The organism is Nonomuraea sp. NPDC052265 (assembly GCF_044547985.1).
Classification (GTDB): domain Bacteria; phylum Actinomycetota; class Actinomycetes; order Streptosporangiales; family Streptosporangiaceae; genus Nonomuraea.
The window spans coordinates 174,128-192,546 of the sequence record NZ_JBIUBJ010000003.1; the positions used below are offsets into that span (position 1 = coordinate 174,128).

Annotated in this window: 15 protein-coding genes, 1 pseudogene and 1 riboswitch; of the genes and pseudogenes, 9 read left to right on the top strand and 7 right to left on the bottom strand. The window is 72.4% G+C overall.

Annotated features, from left to right (window positions below; genetic code table 11):
* Positions 1-8: 8 nt before the first annotated feature.
* On the top strand, positions 9-1,703 hold the full coding sequence (locus tag ACIHAD_RS10275; RefSeq protein WP_397354056.1) for a hypothetical protein: 1,695 nt from the start codon (positions 9-11) through the stop codon (positions 1,701-1,703).
* A 180-nt stretch (positions 1,704-1,883) separates the two neighbouring features.
* On the opposite strand, the gene ACIHAD_RS10280 is transcribed toward ACIHAD_RS10275, so the two are convergent.
* The 3 genes and pseudogenes from ACIHAD_RS10280 to ACIHAD_RS10290 all read right to left on the bottom strand — a co-directional run bounded on the left by ACIHAD_RS10280 (position 1,884) and on the right by ACIHAD_RS10290 (position 3,850).
* The gene (locus tag ACIHAD_RS10280; RefSeq protein ID WP_397354057.1) at positions 1,884-3,419 is read right to left on the bottom strand and encodes a PH domain-containing protein; all 1,536 of its coding nucleotides are present in this window, start codon (positions 3,417-3,419) and stop codon (positions 1,884-1,886) included.
* Positions 3,416-3,577, bottom strand: a pseudogene (locus ACIHAD_RS10285) (PH domain-containing protein); the annotation flags it as partial. The gene ACIHAD_RS10280 and the pseudogene ACIHAD_RS10285, both read right to left, overlap by 4 nt.
* A 45-nt stretch (positions 3,578-3,622) precedes the next feature.
* Positions 3,623-3,850: a hypothetical protein gene (locus ACIHAD_RS10290; RefSeq protein ID WP_397354058.1), complete on the bottom strand. Its 228-nt coding sequence runs from the start codon at positions 3,848-3,850 to the stop codon at positions 3,623-3,625.
* A gap of 110 nt (positions 3,851-3,960) precedes the next feature.
* Here ACIHAD_RS10290 and ACIHAD_RS10295 point away from each other — a divergent pair, with 110 nt between their 5' ends.
* Together ACIHAD_RS10295 and ACIHAD_RS10300 are read left to right on the top strand one after the other, a co-directional pair.
* Entirely contained in the window at positions 3,961-5,184 is a 1,224-nt protein-coding gene (locus ACIHAD_RS10295) for a sensor histidine kinase (RefSeq protein WP_397354059.1), read from the top strand.
* Between the two features lie 14 nt (positions 5,185-5,198).
* Positions 5,199-5,855 carry a response regulator gene (locus tag ACIHAD_RS10300; RefSeq protein WP_397354060.1) on the top strand — a complete coding sequence of 219 codons (657 nt, stop codon included), beginning with the start codon at positions 5,199-5,201 and terminating at the stop codon, positions 5,853-5,855.
* Here the strand turns inward: ACIHAD_RS10300 and ACIHAD_RS10305 are convergent.
* Positions 5,845-6,924 (bottom strand): phosphotransferase family protein, encoded by a 1,080-nt coding sequence (locus tag ACIHAD_RS10305; protein ID WP_397354061.1) that lies wholly within the window; start codon positions 6,922-6,924, stop codon positions 5,845-5,847. The genes ACIHAD_RS10300 and ACIHAD_RS10305 overlap by 11 nt on opposite strands.
* Before the next feature lie 144 nt (positions 6,925-7,068).
* Here ACIHAD_RS10305 and ACIHAD_RS10310 point away from each other — a divergent pair, with 144 nt between their 5' ends.
* From ACIHAD_RS10310 to ACIHAD_RS10335, 6 genes are all read left to right on the top strand, one after another.
* Positions 7,069-8,391, top strand: coding sequence for an NYN domain-containing protein (locus ACIHAD_RS10310; protein ID WP_397354062.1), 1,323 nt, complete (start codon positions 7,069-7,071; stop codon positions 8,389-8,391).
* 132 nt (positions 8,392-8,523) lie between these two features.
* Complete coding sequence (locus tag ACIHAD_RS10315) at positions 8,524-9,450, top strand: NlpC/P60 family protein (protein ID WP_397354063.1); 927 nt, start codon at positions 8,524-8,526, stop codon at positions 9,448-9,450.
* 902 nt (positions 9,451-10,352) lie between these two features.
* Positions 10,353-10,515: riboswitch (cyclic di-AMP (ydaO/yuaA leader) on the top strand.
* Between the two features lie 160 nt (positions 10,516-10,675).
* Positions 10,676-11,128 carry a C40 family peptidase gene (locus ACIHAD_RS10320; protein WP_397354064.1) on the top strand — a complete coding sequence of 151 codons (453 nt, stop codon included), beginning with the start codon at positions 10,676-10,678 and terminating at the stop codon, positions 11,126-11,128.
* 200 nt (positions 11,129-11,328) lie between these two features.
* Entirely contained in the window at positions 11,329-12,159 is an 831-nt protein-coding gene (locus ACIHAD_RS10325) for a hypothetical protein (protein WP_397354065.1), read from the top strand.
* A gap of 11 nt (positions 12,160-12,170) precedes the next feature.
* The gene (locus ACIHAD_RS10330) at positions 12,171-14,183 is read left to right on the top strand and encodes a M48 family metallopeptidase (RefSeq protein WP_397354066.1); all 2,013 of its coding nucleotides are present in this window, start codon (positions 12,171-12,173) and stop codon (positions 14,181-14,183) included.
* Complete coding sequence (locus tag ACIHAD_RS10335; RefSeq protein ID WP_397354067.1) at positions 14,180-15,265, top strand: glycosyltransferase family 4 protein; 1,086 nt, start codon at positions 14,180-14,182, stop codon at positions 15,263-15,265. The genes ACIHAD_RS10330 and ACIHAD_RS10335 overlap by 4 nt, the downstream gene beginning before the upstream one ends.
* On the opposite strand, the gene ACIHAD_RS10340 is transcribed toward ACIHAD_RS10335, so the two are convergent.
* Genes ACIHAD_RS10340 through ACIHAD_RS10350 form a run of 3 tightly spaced genes read right to left on the bottom strand, consistent with a single transcriptional unit; the run spans position 15,262 to position 18,334 of the window.
* Positions 15,262-16,179, bottom strand: a complete 918-nt coding sequence (locus ACIHAD_RS10340) for a carbohydrate ABC transporter permease (RefSeq protein ID WP_397354068.1) — start codon at positions 16,177-16,179, stop codon at positions 15,262-15,264. The two genes, ACIHAD_RS10335 and ACIHAD_RS10340, sit on opposite strands and share 4 nt — an antisense overlap.
* Positions 16,176-17,048 carry a carbohydrate ABC transporter permease gene (locus ACIHAD_RS10345; RefSeq protein ID WP_397354069.1) on the bottom strand — a complete coding sequence of 291 codons (873 nt, stop codon included), beginning with the start codon at positions 17,046-17,048 and terminating at the stop codon, positions 16,176-16,178. Before ACIHAD_RS10345 ends, ACIHAD_RS10340 begins: the two co-directional genes overlap by 4 nt.
* Positions 17,048-18,334, bottom strand: coding sequence for an ABC transporter substrate-binding protein (locus tag ACIHAD_RS10350; protein ID WP_397354070.1), 1,287 nt, complete (start codon positions 18,332-18,334; stop codon positions 17,048-17,050). Before ACIHAD_RS10350 ends, ACIHAD_RS10345 begins: the two co-directional genes overlap by 1 nt.
* Positions 18,335-18,419 lie beyond the last annotated feature (85 nt).

The window sequence follows — 18,419 nt, forward strand, 5'->3', positions numbered from 1 at the left end:
GAGTCCCAGTGAACCCCGGTAGCGAGTACGAGCCGCCGACCACCCCTCATCCGGTGCCGGGCCGGCGGGTCGAACCGCAGGGAAGGCCGCCGGCGCCGCCGTACGGGCCGTCGCCCGCCCCGCAACCGGGCCCCCAGCCGGGTCCGCAGTCCGGTCCGCAGCCGGGTCCGCAGTCCGGTCCGCAGTGGGGGCCGCCGCAGGAGCCGCAGTGGGGGCCGCCGTCGCTGCCGCCCACCGGGCCGATGGGGACGCCGCCCGGGCCGCCTCCCGGGCCGCCGGGACGCCGTCCGGCGTGGTTGTCGCCCGCGCTCGCCGCGGCCCTCGTCGTGGTCGTGGCCGCGGGCGGTGTGGGGGCCTACCTCCTGATCTCCGGCAAGGGCTCCGCGGGCACGGCGGCCGGGCCGTCGTCGTCGTCTTCGCCGGTGGCGCGGTCGGCGGTTCCGGCCGCCGCCGCGACGGGCCCGGACGCGTGCTCGATGCTGCCCAAGGACGAGGCCGAACGGCTGGCGCCCGGCGCGACGGTGACCAAGTCGTCCAGGGACTCCGACTACACGGTCACCTTCGCCTGCAACTGGCAGAACCAGCGCATCTCCTTCGGAGAGTTCTGGCGCAGCAGGGAGATCGACGTCAAGATCGACCAGCACAAGGGCGAGGGGGCCAAGACCGGCCGCTCGATGGCCCAGAACTCCTACGAGATGGACTACCGCGGCGCCAAGTACGGCGCCACCGCCAAGCCCTCGCTCGACCCTGACGAGAAGGAGTACGTCTCCCCGGTCAAGGACGTGACCGGCGTGGGCGAGGGCGCGTTCGCGCAGTACACCTGGCGGCGCGACGGCAAGCTGCTGTGGTACTCCTTCGGCAAGGCCCACGCCCAGGTCGGGGACATGACGATCGAGGTCAAGTTCCAGGCCGGGCAGCAGCGCAAGGACGCGCAGATCCTGTCCAACGACAGCACCAGGTCCATCACGGAGGACAACGCGATCCGCGAGGTCAGCGGCCTGATCGCGTACTTCGCCAAGGGCGTGGCCGCCTGGCAGGCGCAGCACCCCGGCGTGCTGGCCCAGGCCGACCGGGCCCAGGCCACCCAGAGCCCGACCGCCCGCCCGACGCCCTCGCCCACGGAGCTGGCCGCCTTCCCGCCCGCCTGCCAGGCCGTCACGGAGGCCGCCACCCGCCTGGTGCCGCAGCCGGCGACGAGGGCGCGCGCCACCGAGTCGGGCAACGACGACGAGACCGAGTGCCGCTGGCTCAACCTCGCCCTGCCGGGCGCGGCCGGGAACGTCAGGATCCGCAGCATGCTGATCACCACCCACCGCTTCACCAACCGGGCGGGCGCGATCGACCCGGGCGCGGCCAAGGCGTACTACGCCGGCGAGCGCGGCGGCGACAAGAACACCTCGGGATCGACCATCGGCGGCATCACCTGGGGCGAGCTGCGCGACCTCGAAGGGCTCGGCGAGCAGGCGTACAGCCAGTTCGTGCAGAGCAGGCAGGGCGAGGTGTCGGCCTCCAGCGGCACGGTGATCGCCCGTACCGGGGCGCTGGTGGTCAGGGTCGACTACTCCGGCGCGGAACGGCCCAAGACCGAGCCGGCGAACTCGCCCAAGGCCAAGCTCATGCCGGAGAAGGAGGCGCAGGAGGGCGCGCTCACCCTGGCCAGGGCGTACCTGGCCGAGCTGGTCAAGCAGCCGGTCGGGAGCTGAGCCCGCGCGCGTCGGCCGACGTCACGCGGGGGGATCGGCTCCTTAACCGGAGATCCGCGCCAACAGTTAACAAGGCTGCAACTCGGTTGCAAGCGGGACAAATAGCGTTGTTGGCAAGCAAGTCGCCGGGCCGCGCGATCACGCTTGTCCGCTGCAGGGGCATGGGCAACCCGTGGTGGATCACGCGGCCTGCCGCTCGCCGTCCGGCCCGCCGGTCAGGAACGGCTCCAGCAGCCCCGGCACCGCGCGCGCCGCCAGGTCGAGCCCGTCGCCGCGGCCCACGTCCAGCACCTCGTAGTGGCCGCCGCCCGCGGCCGTGCAGGCCGAGACGGTCAGCAGGCCCGAGCGCCGCTGGAAGAACGACTGCCGGAACGTCCAGCCCGTGATGCCCGCCCGGTCCAGCGCCACCGTACGGCGGACGAGCGCGCCGCGGCGCATGACCAGGTGCCGCCGGCCCAGCGCGTGACCGAGACCGCGACGGCTCTCGGCGGCCAGCCACAACCCCGCCGGAAGCGCCAGGACGGGCGCCGCCCAGACCCATTCGCGCGGCCACGACGCGGGCAGCAGCCACCAGGCGAGCCCGGCGCACGCCGCCAGCACGGCCGCCGTCACCAGCGCCCGCACCACCCGCCGCCGCCCGGCCGCCGCCGGGTGCGCGGTCAGCGACGGACCGTCCGCGCCCACACCCGCAGCCGCACCCACACCCACACCCGCAGCCGCGCCCGCGATCGCGGCGGCGACGCGGGACGCCTCGGCGCGGGGGAGCGGAGGGGTGAGCGCGGCCACGTCCTGGGTCTCGTCCTCCGTCCTGGCCAGCCCGGTCGCGACGGCCTTGACGCGGGCCCCGCCGCCCAGCCGGAGCAGCAGCGGCTCGCTGATCTCGACGCCGCGCAGCCGCCGTTCCTCCAGGGTCAGCGAGCGCGTGGTCAGCAGCCCGCGGCGCAGCCTGAGCCGGCCGGGCTCGCGTTCCAGCCGGTAGCGGCCCCAGGACTCGGCGTACAGCAGGAACGCGCCGAGCGCGCCGACGGCCGCGTTGAGCGCCAGCAGCAGCGGGACCGCGAGCCAGGGCTGCGCGCTCACCCAGCCCCACAGGCCGGTCGCCGCCCGGTCGCTGAAGTCCTTGAGCCCGATGGCGCCCAGCGCCTTGTAGGCCGCGCCCAGGACCACCGCGGCGCCGGTGAACGTCCAGACCGACAGGGGCGCGTACCGGATCCACGACCAGCGCAGCTCGGCCAGGGGGCCGTCCTCGGGCGCGGGCGCGTCCTGGCGCAGCAGCGTACGGCGCAGCATCTCGGCCGAGTGCCGGTCGAGGGCGTCCAGCGCCAGCTCCGAGCCCTCGGCCGCGCGCTCGCCGGTGCCCACCTTGACCACGGTCAGGCCGAACGCTCGGCGTACCGGGTCGGCCCGCAGGTCCACGCTGCGCACCCGGTCCAGCGGGATCGAGCGGTGCTGCCGGACGGTCACGCCCGAGCGCAGTTCGAGCCGGTCGGCGGTGAGCCGCCAGGCGGTCGTCCGCAGCCGGGCCGCCTCGTAGGCCACCGCCCCGGCCACGATCAGCACGGCGGCCCCCGCGCACGCGGCGACCACGCCGCCGAGGGCCCAGTCCCGGCCCACCAGGAACCGCGCCAGCCCGGCCGCCACGCCCGCCACCAGCGCCAGCGACCTGGCGGCGGCGTTCCACAGGCTCCGGCCCGACAGCCGCTGCCAGCCGGTCACGTCGCGTCCCCGGGCGTCGCCTGGGTACGCGCGGTGAGCCGTTCGGCCAGGTCCGCGGCGAGCTCGTGGTCCAGCGCCGTGATCTTGACGGCCCCGGCCGAGGAGGCGGTGGTCACCGTGACGTCGGCCAGCCCGAACAGCCGCTGCACCGGCCCCCGCCCGGCGGTCGGGCCGGTGCCGCGGCGGACGCAACGCCGTCCCGCTCACCGCCCCTCCTCCGCCCGGCCCGCCGAGCCGGCCACCGCGAGCAGCGCGAACCCGAGCACCCCGATCACGATCGCCGCGAAGACCTCGTAACCGTCGAGGAACGGCAGCACATTGACCACGAGCAGGCCGTGCGCCCATCGCCACCACCCGAACAGGGTGTTGAGCAGGCCGCCGATCCCTTGCAGGACCAGCAGCCAGCCGAACACCTCCACCACCGCTTTCATGCCCCCACCCTCGCCGCCGGGGCCGCCCGGCCGCCTCGGCCATCGGTCTGCCGCGACACCGACTTTGGTCGCTGTCGCGCGGTCCTCGGCAGGGCATAACCTCGACGAATGTGAGGGAGCTGCGGGGGGAGGGCTATCCGGCCCTGGAATACCGGTGGGCGTTGCCGTCCACGCTGCTCGGCGACGGCCGCGGGGGCCGGGTGCGGCGCTCGACCCTCGACTGGGTCTCCGACACCGCGCTGTTCCTGCTGGCCTGCGGCCTGACGTTCCTCAGCCTGGAGGAGATCAGGGACGCGCCCGAGCCGCTGCTGGCCGTCGAGCAGGTCGTGGGGGCCCTGGCGTGCGCGGGGGTGTGGCTGCGGCGGCGCTGGCCGGTGGCGTTCGCGCTGGTCACGACGCTGCTGTCGGCCTATCTGGAGCTCGTCGGCGGGGCCTCGGTGGTGGCGGTGTTCACCGTGGCGGTGCATCGGCCGTTCAAGGTCTCCGGGCCGATCGCGCTGCTGTCGCTGGTCACCCTGGCCCCGTACGTGCTGCTGCGGCCCCAGGACGACCTCGGGCCGCTGTGGGCGGCGGCGTTCGGGGGGACGATCGTGGTGGCCGTGTACGGCTGGGGCATCGTCATCAGGGCCAGGCGGCAGCTCGTCTGGTCGCTCAGGCAGCGGGCCGAGACCGCCGCCGAGGACGCCAAGCGGCTCGAACGCGAGCGCATCGCCCGCGAGATGCACGACGTGCTGGCCCACCGCATCTCGATGCTCAGCCTGCACGCCGGGGCGCTGGAGTTCCGGCCCGACGCGCCCGCCGACGAGGTCGCCAGGGCGGCGGGGGCGATCAGGAGCAACGCCCACCTGGCGCTCCAGGACCTGCGCGAGGTGATCGGCGTGCTGCGCCACACCCCGCCCGGCGCCGCAGACCCGGTGCCCGACCGGCCGCAGCCGACGCTGGCCGACCTGCCCGCGCTGGTCGAGGAGTGCCGCCAGGCGGGCATGGACGTACGCCTCGACCTGGGCGCCGCGGACGGCGTGCCCGAGGGGCTGGGCCGCAACGTCTACCGCATCGTGCAGGAGGCGCTCACCAACGCGCGCAAGCACGCGGGTGGCGCGCCGGTGGCCGTGGCCGTGGCGGGGGAGCGCGGCGAGGGGGTCTCGGCGGAGGTGCGCAACCCGGTGTGGACGCGGCACGGGCCGCGCATGCCGGGTGCGGGCGCCGGGCTCATCGGGCTGACCGAACGGGCGGACCTGGCCGGCGGCCGGCTGGAGCACGGCGTGAGGGACGGCGAGTTCCGGCTCCGCGCCTGGCTGCCGTGGCCGCGCGAGAAGGACGGGGACGAGGGTTGAGCGACGGAGGGCCGATGGACGCGCCGATCAAGGTGCTGATCGTGGACGACGACGCGATGGTGCGGGCGGGGCTGTCGATGATCCTCGGCGGCGCCGCGGACATCGAGATCGTGGGCGAGGCGGCCGACGGGGCCGAGGTGCCGCCGCGGGTGGCCGAGCACCGGCCGCACGTCGTCCTGATGGACATCCGCATGCCGGGCGTCGACGGGCTGACCGCGACCGAGGCGCTGCGCCGCACCGCCTCGCCGCCCGAGGTCGTGGTGCTGACCACGTTCCACGCCGACGCCCAGGTCGTGCGGGCGCTGCGCGCGGGGGCGGCCGGGTTCCTGCTGAAGGACATCCCGCCCGGCGACCTGGTCGACGCCATCAGGAGGGTGGCCGCGGGGGAGCCGATCCTGTCGCCCGCGGTGACGCGGCAGCTCATCGCGCACGTCTCCGACGGGGGCGGGCGCGACCGTACCGAGCGGGCGCGGGGGCTGCTCGGGCGGCTGAGCGAGCGGGAGCGCGAGGTCGCGCTGGCGGTGGGGCAGGGCAGGTCGAACGCCGAGATCGGGCGGGGGCTGTTCATGAGCGTGCCCACGGTCAAGGCGCACGTCTCGCGCATCCTGACCAAGCTCGACCTCAACAACCGGGTGCAGATCGCGCTGCTGGTCTACGACGCTAGCGGGTGAGCAGTTCCTCGATGGCGGCCCGGTGGAGCACCAGGTCGTCGGGGTCGTCCGGCATGGGCTGCTCGCCGAAGTGGACCCTGCGCTGCCACACCCTGGCCATGATGATGCCGTGGCGGAGGGCGGCGTACATTTCGTAGAAGTCGAGGTCGCGGGGCTCGTAGCCGGTTATTTCGCGATATTTCTGGCATACGTCGGCGCGGCGCATGAAGTCCGGCATGCCGGGCAGGCCCATCGTGACCGCGAGGTCCTGGAAGAAGCGGTGCAGGAAGATCATCCAGGAGACGTCCAGCTCGCGCGGGCCCACGGCGGCCATCTCCCAGTCGAGCACCGCCACCGGCGTGAAGTCCCGGTACATGATGTTGCCGATCCTGGCGTCTCCCCAGGTCAGGACGTCGGGGCCGGGGTCGTCCGGCCAGTGTGAGCCGAGCCAGTCGAAGGCCCGTTCCAGCACGGGGATCGGCCGCTCGGCGTGCGCCCACCGGTAGTAGGCGCGCTGGGCCTCGACGTGGGCGCGCAGGCCGTCCGTGCCGCCGGGGGCGAGCGGGCCGAGCACCGCGACGTCCTCGCCCGTGTACGGCGTCTCGTGCAGCGCGGCCATGAGCCCGACGCTCGCGTCCTGCAACCGGCGTCGGTCACCGGGGGAGGCGTCGTGCAGCCAGCCCCCGAACGTGTACGGCATGACATCGGGCGGCACGTCCCCCTCGGCCTGCTCCATGACGAAGAACGGCGTCCCGAGCGGCCCGGGGTCGGGCTCGAACCACAGCGGCCTGGGCGCTGGGATCCCAGCTTTCTCCCCGGCCAGTCGCATGATCTCGAACTGGGCCCGCAGATCGTAGGAGGGGAACACCGGAACGGCCTCCTCCGCAGGTGCGAGCCTGGCCACGCACCGCCGGGTCTCCCCGCCCCACGTGGCGGTGAAGAAGAGCGTCTCGCTCGACATGCCGTTGCCGGAGGGGCGCGACAGTTCCGAGACCGTGGCGTCCCCGCCGACCCGGCCGCGCAGCCAGGCGGACGCGCGCCCGCGCAGTTCCTCCAGGTCACGGGTGGACGTGCGCATCTGTTCCGTCACCGCTCACCTCCACACCGGACGGCTGCCCCGGCTCAGTCGTATACCCCCTACCAAGCGCTTGTCTAGGTTCAAGGGACCGTTACGGTCAGGTACGCAAGAGCCGTACCCTTGTCTGAAAGGGCATGTCACGAAGGGACAAGTGGGATGAGTTCAGCGGGTGAAGGCCTGTCTCGCCCGCTTCCCGAGCAGGTGCGCCTCAACGTCGTCGACCTGGCGGCGCAGGTCCTCGGGACGATGCCCGCTGTCTCGGTGCCGCCGCCGCTGCGCGGCATCGCCAAGTTCGACCCGCGCAAGCGCGCCAAGCTGGGCAGCGCGCCGATCGCCGCGCAACTGGAGAACGACAAGAAGTTCCGCGAACTGGTCGCCGAGTCCGTCGCCGCCGGATGGCCCGAGCTGGTCGCCGCCCTGGCCGAGGGCAGTGTGCCGCCCGCCGCCGACCCCGTGCTGGTGGCTGCCGCAGCCTATCTCACCAGGCCGCCCGGCTGGGCGGAGATGATCGAAACCGCCCGCGCCGACCTGGAGCAGTCCGCCGTGGCGGCCGAGGGGTCCGAGCGGGAGGAGGCGGTGACGCGGCTGCGCGAGCAGCTCGCCGCGCAGAAGACCGCCGCCAAGGAGGAGGCCGACCGGCTGCGCGAGCAGATCAAGGCGGCCCGCGCCGAGAACTCCGACCTGCGGCGCAAGCTCCACGACGCCCGCGAGCGGGCCAAGGCCGCCACCCGCAGGTCCGAGGAGATGGAACAGGCCGCCGACGACGCCCGGCACGCCGCCTCCACCGCCGGCAACGCGGGCGAGGCCGAGCTGCGCCGCCTGCGCGAGCGGCTGGCCGACGTGGAGAGGCAGCTCGAAGCGTCCCGCCGGGCCGCCCGCGAGGGCCGCAGCATCGAGGACGCCCGCATCCGGGTGCTGCTCGACGCGCTCCAGGACGCCTCGGCCGGGCTGCGCAGGGAGCTGGCGCTGCCCACCACGATCAGCAAGCCCGCCGACTCGGTCGCGGCCAGCACCGGCGAGCGTCCGGGGGTGCGCGGGGTGCCCGCGCGGGCCCTGGCCGACGACGACCCGCAGCTCCTCGACCAGCTCCTGGCGTTGCCGCAGGTCCACCTGATCATCGACGGCTACAACGTCACCAAGACCGGCTACGGCACGTTCACCCTCGCCGACCAGCGCAACCGGCTGATGACCAACCTCGGCGGGCTGGTCGCGCAGACCCGCGTCGAGGTCACGGTGGTCTTCGACGGCGCCGAGCTCAACGCGCCCGTGCAGGTGGTGGCGCCGCGCGGGGTGCGGGTGCTGTTCAGCGCGCCGGGGGAGATCGCCGACGACCTCATCCGCCAGCTCGTCCGCGCCGAGCCGCCCGGCCGGGCCATCGCCGTCGTCTCCTCCGACCGCGAGGTGGCCGAGTCCGTACGCCGGATGGGTGCCAGACCGGTTCCGTCGGCTTTGCTGCTGCGCCGGTTGGGCCGTGCATAAGTTACGAATTAGCACTTTTGGCAAGACCCCGCCCGCCACTTCTGTACTATTTCGCCCCAGGTGTAATCCCTGGGAGGCGACGCTGTGAGGTTTGGCCGGGTGACGGTGGCCGCGGGTCTCGCGATCGGACTGATGACGGTCCCGATGGGTGCGGCGCTCGCTGATCCCAAGCCCACTCTCAAGCAGGCCAAGGCCAAGCTGGAGAAGCTCAACGACAAGGCCGACAAGGTCGTCGACCGGTACAACACGGCGACCGAGGAGTACAAGAAGGCCAAGAGCGCCTACACCAGGCTGAACGACCGCTACAAGCAGAAGCTGCAGACGGTCGCCGACCTGCGGGCCGAGATCATCAGGGTGGCGGTGGACTCGTACAAGATGGGCGGGGACGTCGCGTCGCTGCCCGGCATGGTCGGCGCCGACGCCCCCGAGAACCTGCTGGCCGGGCTGGCCATGGCAGGGCAGCTCTCGCGCGAGCGGCTGGAGAAGCTGGCCGCCTTCGACCGCGAGAACAAGGGGCTCAAGGCCGAGCGCGACAACGCCGAGGCCGCCCTCGCGGACGCCGACAAGGAGCGGGACGCCGTCCAGAAGGAGCGCGCCGAGGTCCTGAAGCTGGTCGGCCAGCAGAAGAAGCTCCTGGACAAGCTGGGGGCGTACAACCCGGGCAACCCCAACAGCACCGGCATCAAGTACACCGGGCCCGCCTCGGGCAGCGCGGCCGCCGTCCTGCGCTTCGCCTTCGCCCAGGTCGGCAAGCCGTACATCTACGGCGGCACGGGCCCACGTGGCTACGACTGCTCAGGACTGACCCAGGCCGCCTGGCGTGCGGCCGGCGTCTCGTTGCCGCGTACGACGTGGCAGCAGTGGGCCTGGGGCGCCGGCCGCAAGGTGGACATCAAGAACCTCCAGCCGGGGGACCTGATCTTCAGCGAGGGGCTCGGGCACGTCAGCATCTACGCGGGCGGGGGCAAGATCGTGCATGCGCCGCAGACGGGCGACGTCGTCAAGGTCGTCCGCCTCGCCGACTACGGCCGCTCCCTCGTCGGCGCCATCCGCCCCTGACGCCCCTCCCCACCCTTGTGAATCCCGCCCCACTACCAACCCCAGTGGGGCGGCCCCAGCAGGATGGCCAGTGCGACGGCCGCAGTAGGACGGTCCCCACCTCCGGCCCAAGTCGAGCACCCCGAGGCACGTCCAGGCTCCCGTTCCAGCACCCGGCCCACCGTCCGCCCTCCTGGCCGTCAGGGTGGAAATGAGAGCCACAACGGGCCGTACGGGTGTCCTCAGCGCGTCCCCTGCCGTCCGGCCGCACGGGAGCCACTCCCCATAGCGGCCCACTCCCATGCCGCCCTGTCCCGGGCCGCCTGGCCTCGCCTCCACTCTCCCCGCCGCCCAGGCCCGAGCCTCAGACCGGCTGTCCACAGCCTCGCGCCTCTCCGCCATCACCCGTGTCGAGGACCCGCCGTCGCCTCCCAGCCCGCTCCGTCCGCGTCCTCGGCCACGGGGGTCGGAGCGCCTTGTACGCCGCCCCAAGCGGCCGACCTTGTTCCTCTCGCGTGGGAGCCATGTCGAGCCCGGCTGCTTTCGGGAGCGGGGGCGGCATGTCCGGAAGTCGGTCGTCCGCAGTCGCTGTCCGGTCGTGTTCGGGCGTTGTCAGGGTGGGGGGATGAAGGGGACGAAAGGGGTGAAAGGGTCCTGACAACCGGGTGTGGCGGGAAGTGTGAGAAGGGTCACATTCAGGTAACGACGCCCTCCGCTCCAGCAGGGGTTTCGCTCCTTACTTCCACCTTTATCTGATCTTTACAACCTGACTCCCCTTTTGCCAAATCTTGACCCTTCGGCGTAGTTTCTGGCGTCGCGGTCAGCAAGCCATGCGAGCCGCGACCCGACATCGGAACCCCCGATGTGGACAAGATAAAAATCCGTCGGTCGCCGCCGATATCCCCATTGAGACACATCGATCGGGTGGCGACCTGCCGAGTCCGTGCAGCCAGGAGGCACGGAGCCGGGGACCCAAAGATCCCGTCATCCCCCGGGATCAGGGGTGAATCAGCGCTTAGCGCGCTGTAGGGCGACTTCCAGGCCCGAATCCGTCAGCTAACCCGGTAGGCGTTCGTGGAAGACACAAGGAGAAATCCTGTCTACCTCTCTGCACAACCCCCGTCTGTCCCGTCTTGCCCTGAGGGGCGTCGCACTCACGATGACCGTGACGGCCGGAGGTGCGGTCCTCCATGCCGTGCCGGCCGGGGCGCAGACGGTTAGCGAATCGGCCGTCAGGCTCACCGCGGTGTCCAGCACCGCCAAGGCGGCCACTGCCAAGTCGGCCAAGTCGGCGAAGAGCGCCAGGTCGGCGAAGGCGGCGAGAGCCGCTCGGCAGACGTCGAAGGCCCGCAGGGCCGTCGTCGTCGCCAAGCACCAGATCGGCGACCCGTACCGGTACGGGGCCACGGGTCCTGGTTCGTTCGACTGCTCCGGACTCGTCCAGTACGCCTGGAAGAAGGCCGGGGTGCGACTCCCGCGCGTGGCGAGCAGCCAGTTCGCCCGCATCAGGCACAAGGTCTCCTGGCGCCATCTCAAGCCGGGCGACCTGGTGTTCTTCAACGGGCTGGGCCACGTCGGCATGTACGTCGGCCACGGCAAGATGATCCATTCGCCGAGGACCGGCGAACGGGTGCGCATCGACAAACTGGGCGGATGGCGGAAGTCGTCGTTCGTCGGCGCGGTGCGTCCCGGCGCGTGACAACAGGCCCCGCCCGGACCCTCCCCGGTCCGGGCCGGGGCCTGTCGCATGTCCGGCCTCGGGAACATGTCCGCCTCGGGAACATGTCCGGCGTCGGGAACATGTCCGGCGTCATGAACAGGTCCGGCCTTGTGAAGGCGGCGCATGCCCGGCCCTGGTGAAGGGGTCGTGAGGGCCTCCGGGCCGACTAGCATCGGGCCGTGTCCTCGCAGGTGCGTCCGTTCCTCCGCGGTCCGCGTCTGCTCCTGCCCGTCCTGCTGCTGGCGGCGGTTCTCGTGGTCGCCGACGCGCCGCCCGACACCGTCCTGCCCGCCGGGGCGCGGGGGTCGTGGGGCGACGGCGGTCAGGTGGCCCGCGGCGGACGGTCCGTGGTCGTGGGGCATCGCGCCGAGCCCGGCGTGCTCGCCGATCTCGCCCGCCGCGCCGACCTCGCCGGACGGCGGGTGTCCGAGGTGCTCGGCCGGCCGGTACGCGCGGTGGTCGTCGTACCGGACACCGACGCCGAGGCGGCCACGCTGGCGGGCACGGGCCCGCTGGACGGGCTGGCCGCGGTGGCCGACGGCGCCAGGGTGATCGTCGTGCCCGGCTCCTTCGCGCGGCTCACCCCCACCGGACGTGACGTCGTCCTCACCCATGAACTCACCCACGTCGCCGCGGGCACCGACCGGCTGCCCGTCTGGCTCTACGAGGGATTCGCCGACTACGTGGCCTACCGCGACGCCGGGCTCCCCATCAGGACGGCCGCCGCCGAGCTCGCCGCCGAAGTACGGGCCGGCAGGCTGCCGAGCGAGTTGCCCGGACCTGCGGCTTTCGCCCCTACGGCCGCCGATCCCGGACGGCTCGCGCGGGCGTACCAGGAGGCCTGGATGGCGTGTCGCTTCCTCGCAGACCGGTTCGGTGACGGGACCCTGGTACGGCTCTACCGTGATGCCCGCGTGGCCGGCGTCGATCAGGCGCTCGCCTCCGTGGGGCTCACCGCCGAGACACTGGCGGCACGGTGGCGCGAGTACGTACGAGAGCAGCTCGCGTGAAGGGGAGGCAGATGAGCGAGCGGAACGACCCGCCCCGGGAGGGGGACGAGCCCGCAGGAGCGGTCGCCAGAGGGGCCGACGAGCCCGGCACGGCGGTCGAGACCGGGCACGGTGGGGGTGTGGCCATCAGGGGCGGCGAAGGCAGGCGCCCCGGCGACGACGGCCCCCCGCCCCCCTCCGGCAACGACGAACCTCCCGGCGCCGGGTCCTCCGGCGCCGGGTCCTCCAGCACTGGACCCTCCGGCGCCGGGCCGGAAGGGACCGTCGAGCCCCCCGAACACTCGGGGCACCCCGACGACCCGGACGACCCGGACGCCCCCGACGCCCGTCCGGACGTCCGCCCCGACGCGGACGCCGACCCCGACACCGAGGACCCCCGCCACCCCCATCCCTCCACCCCCGACGACCGCCCCCACGCCAAGCACGCCGGCCCCCCGGCCGACGACGCCCAGCGCCCGAAGAGGGCCACCAAAGGCGCGGACGGCCAGGCGAAGAATGCCGAGGAGCCATCCACAATCACGAACGACCCCGCCGAGATCACGAACGACCCCGCCGAGAGCACGAACGGCCTCCCCGAGATCAGGGACGTCCCCAGGAAGGGCGGCAAAGGCCGCGGTAAGGGCAAGGCCGGTAAAGGCGGCAAGGGCGAGAAGCGCGGACAGGGCCAAGCAGACGGCGCCGCCGCCCATTCCGACAACGCCGACCCCCATCCCGGAACCGGCAACCTGGTAGGAACGGCGGAGCACCTCATCGCACGAGAACGGCAACGCGCCGAGTCCCGCTCCAGGCGCGCCGCCGGGGCCGCCCTGGCCCTGGTCGGGGGCGTGATCCTGGCCGTGGCCGCGTTCACCACCCCCTGGCGGGTCCTGGCCGCCGCCGCGCCGGCCGTCACCCCCGACCCCGCCCGCGACTTCAGCGCCGCCCAGATCGCCAGGGCGCAGGCGTTCGACGCGGCCACCACCCTGCCCGGCTACATCTCGCTCGGCATCACGGTCCTGTTCGCCGGGCTGCTGGTCCTGACGCCGTTCGCGGCGAAGGTGCTGGGGGTGCTCAGGGGCCCGTGGTGGGTGCGGGTGGTGCTCGGCGTGGTGGTGCTCACCGCGATCACCGAGGCGCTGCGGTGGCCGCTCGGCATGTGGTTCGAGACGATCCTGCGCGACTACGGCCTGTCCACCCAGGACTGGGCGGGCTGGACCGCCGACCGGCTCAAGAACACCGGCATCAGCGTGCTGCTGCTGGCCGTCATGCTGCTCGCCCTGGTGGCGCTGGCGCGCAAGGTGCGCCAGTGGTGGATCCCGGCCGCCGTGGGCGCGTTCGCGCTCACCCTGGGCGTGTCGTACGTCTACCCGGTGGTGTTCGAGCCGCTGTTCAACGACTTCACCTCCATGCCGCAGGGCTCGTTGCGGTCGGAGCTGCTGGCCATGGCCGAGCGGGACGGCGTCCCGGTCAAGGACGTGCTGGTCGCCGACGCCTCGCGGCGCACCACGGCGCTCAACGCGTACGTGTCGGGCTTCGGGGCCACGCGCCGGATCGTCGTCTACGACACGCTGCTCAAGGCCCCGGAGTCGGAGGTCGAGCTGGTGGTCGCGCACGAGCTGGGTCACGCCAAGCACGCCGACGTGCTCGACGGCACGCTGCTCGGCGGCCTGCTGGCCGGGTTCGGGGCGATCGGCCTGTTCCTGCTGGTCGGCCCGCTGCGGCGGCGTACGGGGATCGCCTCGGTCGCCGACCCGCGCGCGGTCGGCGTGCTCATGGGCCTGATGACCCTGGCCTCGCTGGTCTCCGACCCGGCCCAGAACCTGATCACGCGGCACGTGGAGGCGCGGGCCGACGTGCACGCCCTCGACCTCACCCGGGATCCGGCCACGTTCATCGCGATGCAGAAACGCCTGGCCATAACCAACATTTCCGACTTGTCGCCGGATGCGGTGGAATATGTGCTCTATGCCTCCCATCCCTCCAGCCCCGAGCGCAACGCCCTGGCCCGGTCGTGGGCGAGACTGAACGGCGTCCCCGAACCGTGACCAACGTCGTCTTCGTGACGAACGACTTCCCGCCCAGACCGGGCGGCATCCAGTCGTTCGTGCACGGACTCGCGCTCCGCACGCCGGGGGTGGCGGTCTACGCCCCCGACTGGCCGGGGTGCGAGGAGTTCGACCGGCGTCAGCCGTACCGGGTCGTGCGGCACCCGACGCGGCTGATGCTGCCCACTCCGGCCGTCGCGCGCACGGCGGCCGGGCTGGTGGCCGAGCACCGCGCCGAGACCGTCGTCTTCGGCGCGGCCGCGCCGCTCGGCCTGCTCGCGCCGCGCCTGCGCGCGGCGGGCGCGCGGCGGGTGGTGATGCTCACCCACGGCCACGAGGCGTCGTGGGCGGGCGCGCCGGGCTTCCGCTCGGTGCTGCGCAGGATCGGCGCGCACGCCGACGTGGTCACCTACCTGGGCGACTACACGCGCGAGCGTCTGGCGGCGGCGATCCCCCCGCACAAGCTCGTACGCCTGGCGCCCGGCGTCGACGTCGACCAGTTCCATCCGCGGGCGGCCAAGGCGGCGCTGGGCCTCGACGGCCGTCCGGTGGTGGCCTGCGTGTCCAGGCTGGTCCCGCGCAAGGGCCAGGACCAGCTCATCCGGGCCTGGCCCCGGGTGCTGCGCGCGGTGCCGGGCGCGGTGCTGCTGCTGGTGGGCGGCGGCCCGTACCGGTCGCGGCTGGAGCGCATGGCGGGCGGGCGCGAGTCGATCAGGTTCACCGGTACGGTCCCCGCCGCGAGCCTGCCCGGCTACTACGCGGCGGCGGACGTCTTCGCCATGCCCTGCCGCACCCGCTGGAACGGCGTGGACGTCGAGGGCCTCGGGATCGTCTTCCTGGAGGCGTCGGCGACCGGCCTGCCGGTGGTCGCGGGCAACTCCGGCGGCGCGCCGGACGCCGTACGGCCGGGGGAGACCGGCCTGGTGGTGGACGGCGAGGACGTCGCGGACGTCGCCCAGGCCGTCGTCGACCTGCTCGCCGACCCCGCGCGGGCCCGCAAGATGGGCGCGTGCGGCCGCGACTGGATCACCCGCGAGTGGACGTGGGACCAGGTCGCCACCCGCTTCCACGCCCTCCTCTAACCCTTGGTCGAGCCCAGCGTGAGCCCGGCGACGAACTGCTTGTGCAGGAGCTGGAAGACGACCAGCGTGGGCAGCGCCACCAGCACGGACCCGGCCGCCAGCAGGTTGTAGTCGGTGAAGAACTGGCCGCGCAGGTTGTTCAGCGCCGAGGTCACCGGCAGCTTGTCGCCCGAGGACATCAGCACCAGCGCCCACAGGAAGTCGTTGTACATCCAGGTGAACTCCAGGGTGGCCAGCGCAGCCAGCACCGGCCTGCACAGCGGCAGCGTGAGCCGCCAGTAGCGCTTCCACACGCTCGCGCCGTCCACGAGCGCCGCCTCGGTGATCTCCTCCGGGATCGTCCGCATGAAGTTGGCGATGACGAAGACGCAGAAGCCGAACTGGAACGCCACGTGGACGAGGATCAGCCCGAGGTAGGAGTCGTAGAGCGACTGGGAGTCCGACAGCCAGGCGGGCAGCGGCACCAGCGTGTAGAGGGTGTAGAGCGGGGTGATGAGCACCTGCGGCGGCAGCAGGTTCCCGGCGGTGAACACGATCAGCAGCACCTTGCGCCCGGGGACGCGCACCCGCGCGACGGCGAACGCCGTGAACGAGGCCAGCAACAGCGTGACCAGCAGCCCGGGGACGACGATGATCAGCGTGTTCAGGTAGTAGTGGGGCAGCTCGGCCTGGCTCCACGCCTTGGCGTAGTAGTCCAGCGTGAGGTGCTCGGGCAGCGAGAAGTAGCCGAGCCGGGCCGTCTCCTCGTACGGCCGCAGCGAGGCGTAGAGCGACAGGGCCAGCGGCAGGAACCAGCCCAGCGCCACCAGCGCCAGGAAGGCGTGCAGCAGGATCCGCAGCGGCCGCACGGGCCGGCGCGCGGGCGCGCGCCGGCCCGCGGCCGGGGGAGCGGGGGCGGGCGCGGTGAGCGTCATCGCTCCTCCTTGAACAGCTGCGACAGGTACGTGACGATGAACCCCAGCGAGATCACCAGCAGGATCACGGCGATGGCCGAGCCGAAACCGATGCGGCCGGCCTCGCCCACGATGTTCTCGGTGACCAGCACCGACAGCAGCTCCAGGCCGTTCCTGCCCTTGTTGACGGCGTAGACGATGTCGAACGCGCGCAGCGCCTCGATCACGGTGATGACCAGCACGATCACGTTGACCGGCCGCAGCGTCGGGAACACCACGCGGAAGAAGGCCTGCGCCTCGGTGGCGCCGTCGATGGCGGCGGCCTCCTTCAGCGCCGGGTCCACGGCCTTGAGCCCGGCCAGGTAGATGATCATGACGTAGCCGACGTGCCGCCAGCCGGCCGCGACCATCACCACCCAGATGTTGATCGAACGGTCGCCCAGCCAGTCGACGGTCAGGCCGGTGACCGCGTTCAGCACGCCGTAGTCGGAGGAGTAGACGAGCTGCGCGATGAAGCCCACCACGGCCAGCGACAACACGACCGGCAGGTACAGCGCGCTCTGGTAGACCCGCGACAGCCGCAGCCGCCGGTCCAGCAGCACCGCGCAGAACAGCCCGAACGGCGTCGCGACCAGCCCCAGGAAGCCCAGCCACAGCACGTTGTTGCGCACGGCCGACCAGAACGGCGGGTACGCGGTGGCCAGGTCGTGGTAGTTGCGCCCGCCCACCCACTCGATCGGCCCGATGCCGTTCCAGTCGGTCCCGGACAGCGCGGCGGAGGCCAGCGTGGGCCCCCAGATGAGGCCCACGTTGACGATGACGGCCATCCCCAGCCCGATGACCAGGACGGTCACGTCGCGGGCGGAGTAGCGACGGGTTTTGACGGTCATCAGCGGAAGATGTTGGCCTTCTGCTTCTCGATGCTCGCCAGCAAGGAGTCGATCTCGTCCGGTTTGCCGACGAACGCCTGAAGAGACGGGATCATCACGGTCGAGGCGAAGTCCGGCCGGGTGTCGCGGTCGAGGAACTGCGCCAGGTGGGTGGCCTGGGAGACCAGCTCCGCGCCGCGCTTCTGCAGGGCGCTGTAGCCGCCGGTGCCGGCCTTGGAGCTGGCCGCGAGCGTGCCGGGGTCGAGCTTGGTCGCCTCGTTCTGGGAGGAGCCCTTGGCCAGGTGCTTGAGCAGGGCCTTGGCGCCGTCCACGTTCCTGGCCTTGGCCGAGATCATGTAGCCGTCGATGGGGGCGTCGATCGAGTCGGTGCCGTACGCGGGGTTGATCTCGGGGAAGGTGAAGAAGTCGAGGTCGTCGCGGTCGGCCTCGGGGAACTGCTGGGCGACGAACATGCCGAGCAGGATCATGCCGGTCTTCTTCTGCGCGAGCGACTGCCCGGCCTCCTGCCAGGTACGCCCGAGCGCGGCCGGCTGGTGGTACTCCATCAGCCCCCGCCAGGTGTCGAAGACCTGTTTGACCCGGGGGTCGGTCCACGACTCCTTGCCCGCCATGAGCGAGATGTGGAAGTCGTAGCCGTTCGTGCGCATGTTCAGGATGTCGAACGTGCCCATCGCCGGCCAGCCGTCCTTGTCGGCGAACGCGATCGGGATCAGCCCGTCCGCCTTCATCCTCCTGGCCAGGGCGGTGAACTCGTCCAGGGTCCTCGGGGGCTCGTACCCCTTGGCCCGCCACAGGCTCTTGCGGTAGAAGACGGCCCACGGGTAGTAGGTGAACGGCACGAAGTACTGCTTGCCGTCGATGCCGGTCGACTGGTCCTTGAACGCCTGCGTGTAGTCGCCCCCGATCTCCTGCCACACGTCGGAGATGTCGGTCGCCAGGCCCTGCTGGGCGAAGAACTGCATCCGGTAGCCGGCGAACCAGGTGAACACGTCGTCGGGCGTGCCCTTGAGGTAGCGGTTGATGTTCTCCTGGAACGTGTTGTGGTCGACCGTGTTGACCTTCGGGACGGCCTGGGTGAAGCCCTTGAGCACGGTCTCCAGGGCCTTCTTGGGGACCTCGTCGGAGGCGTTCGAGCCGATCGTGACCGTGCCCGGGCCGCCGCCGGACGACCTGCCCGGCGTGGTGGAGGGGCTGCCGGATCCGCAGCCGACGAGGGCGGCGGGCACGCCGAGGGCGGCGGCTCCGAGGAGTAGATGGCGGCGGGAGATCGGCATGCGTCGGTCCATGGTGGTTCCTCCTTGCCGGACCCTTCAGATTCCCCCGAGTTCGCTCACACCCATTCATCGAAAGACGAACCTCCACCCCTGTCAA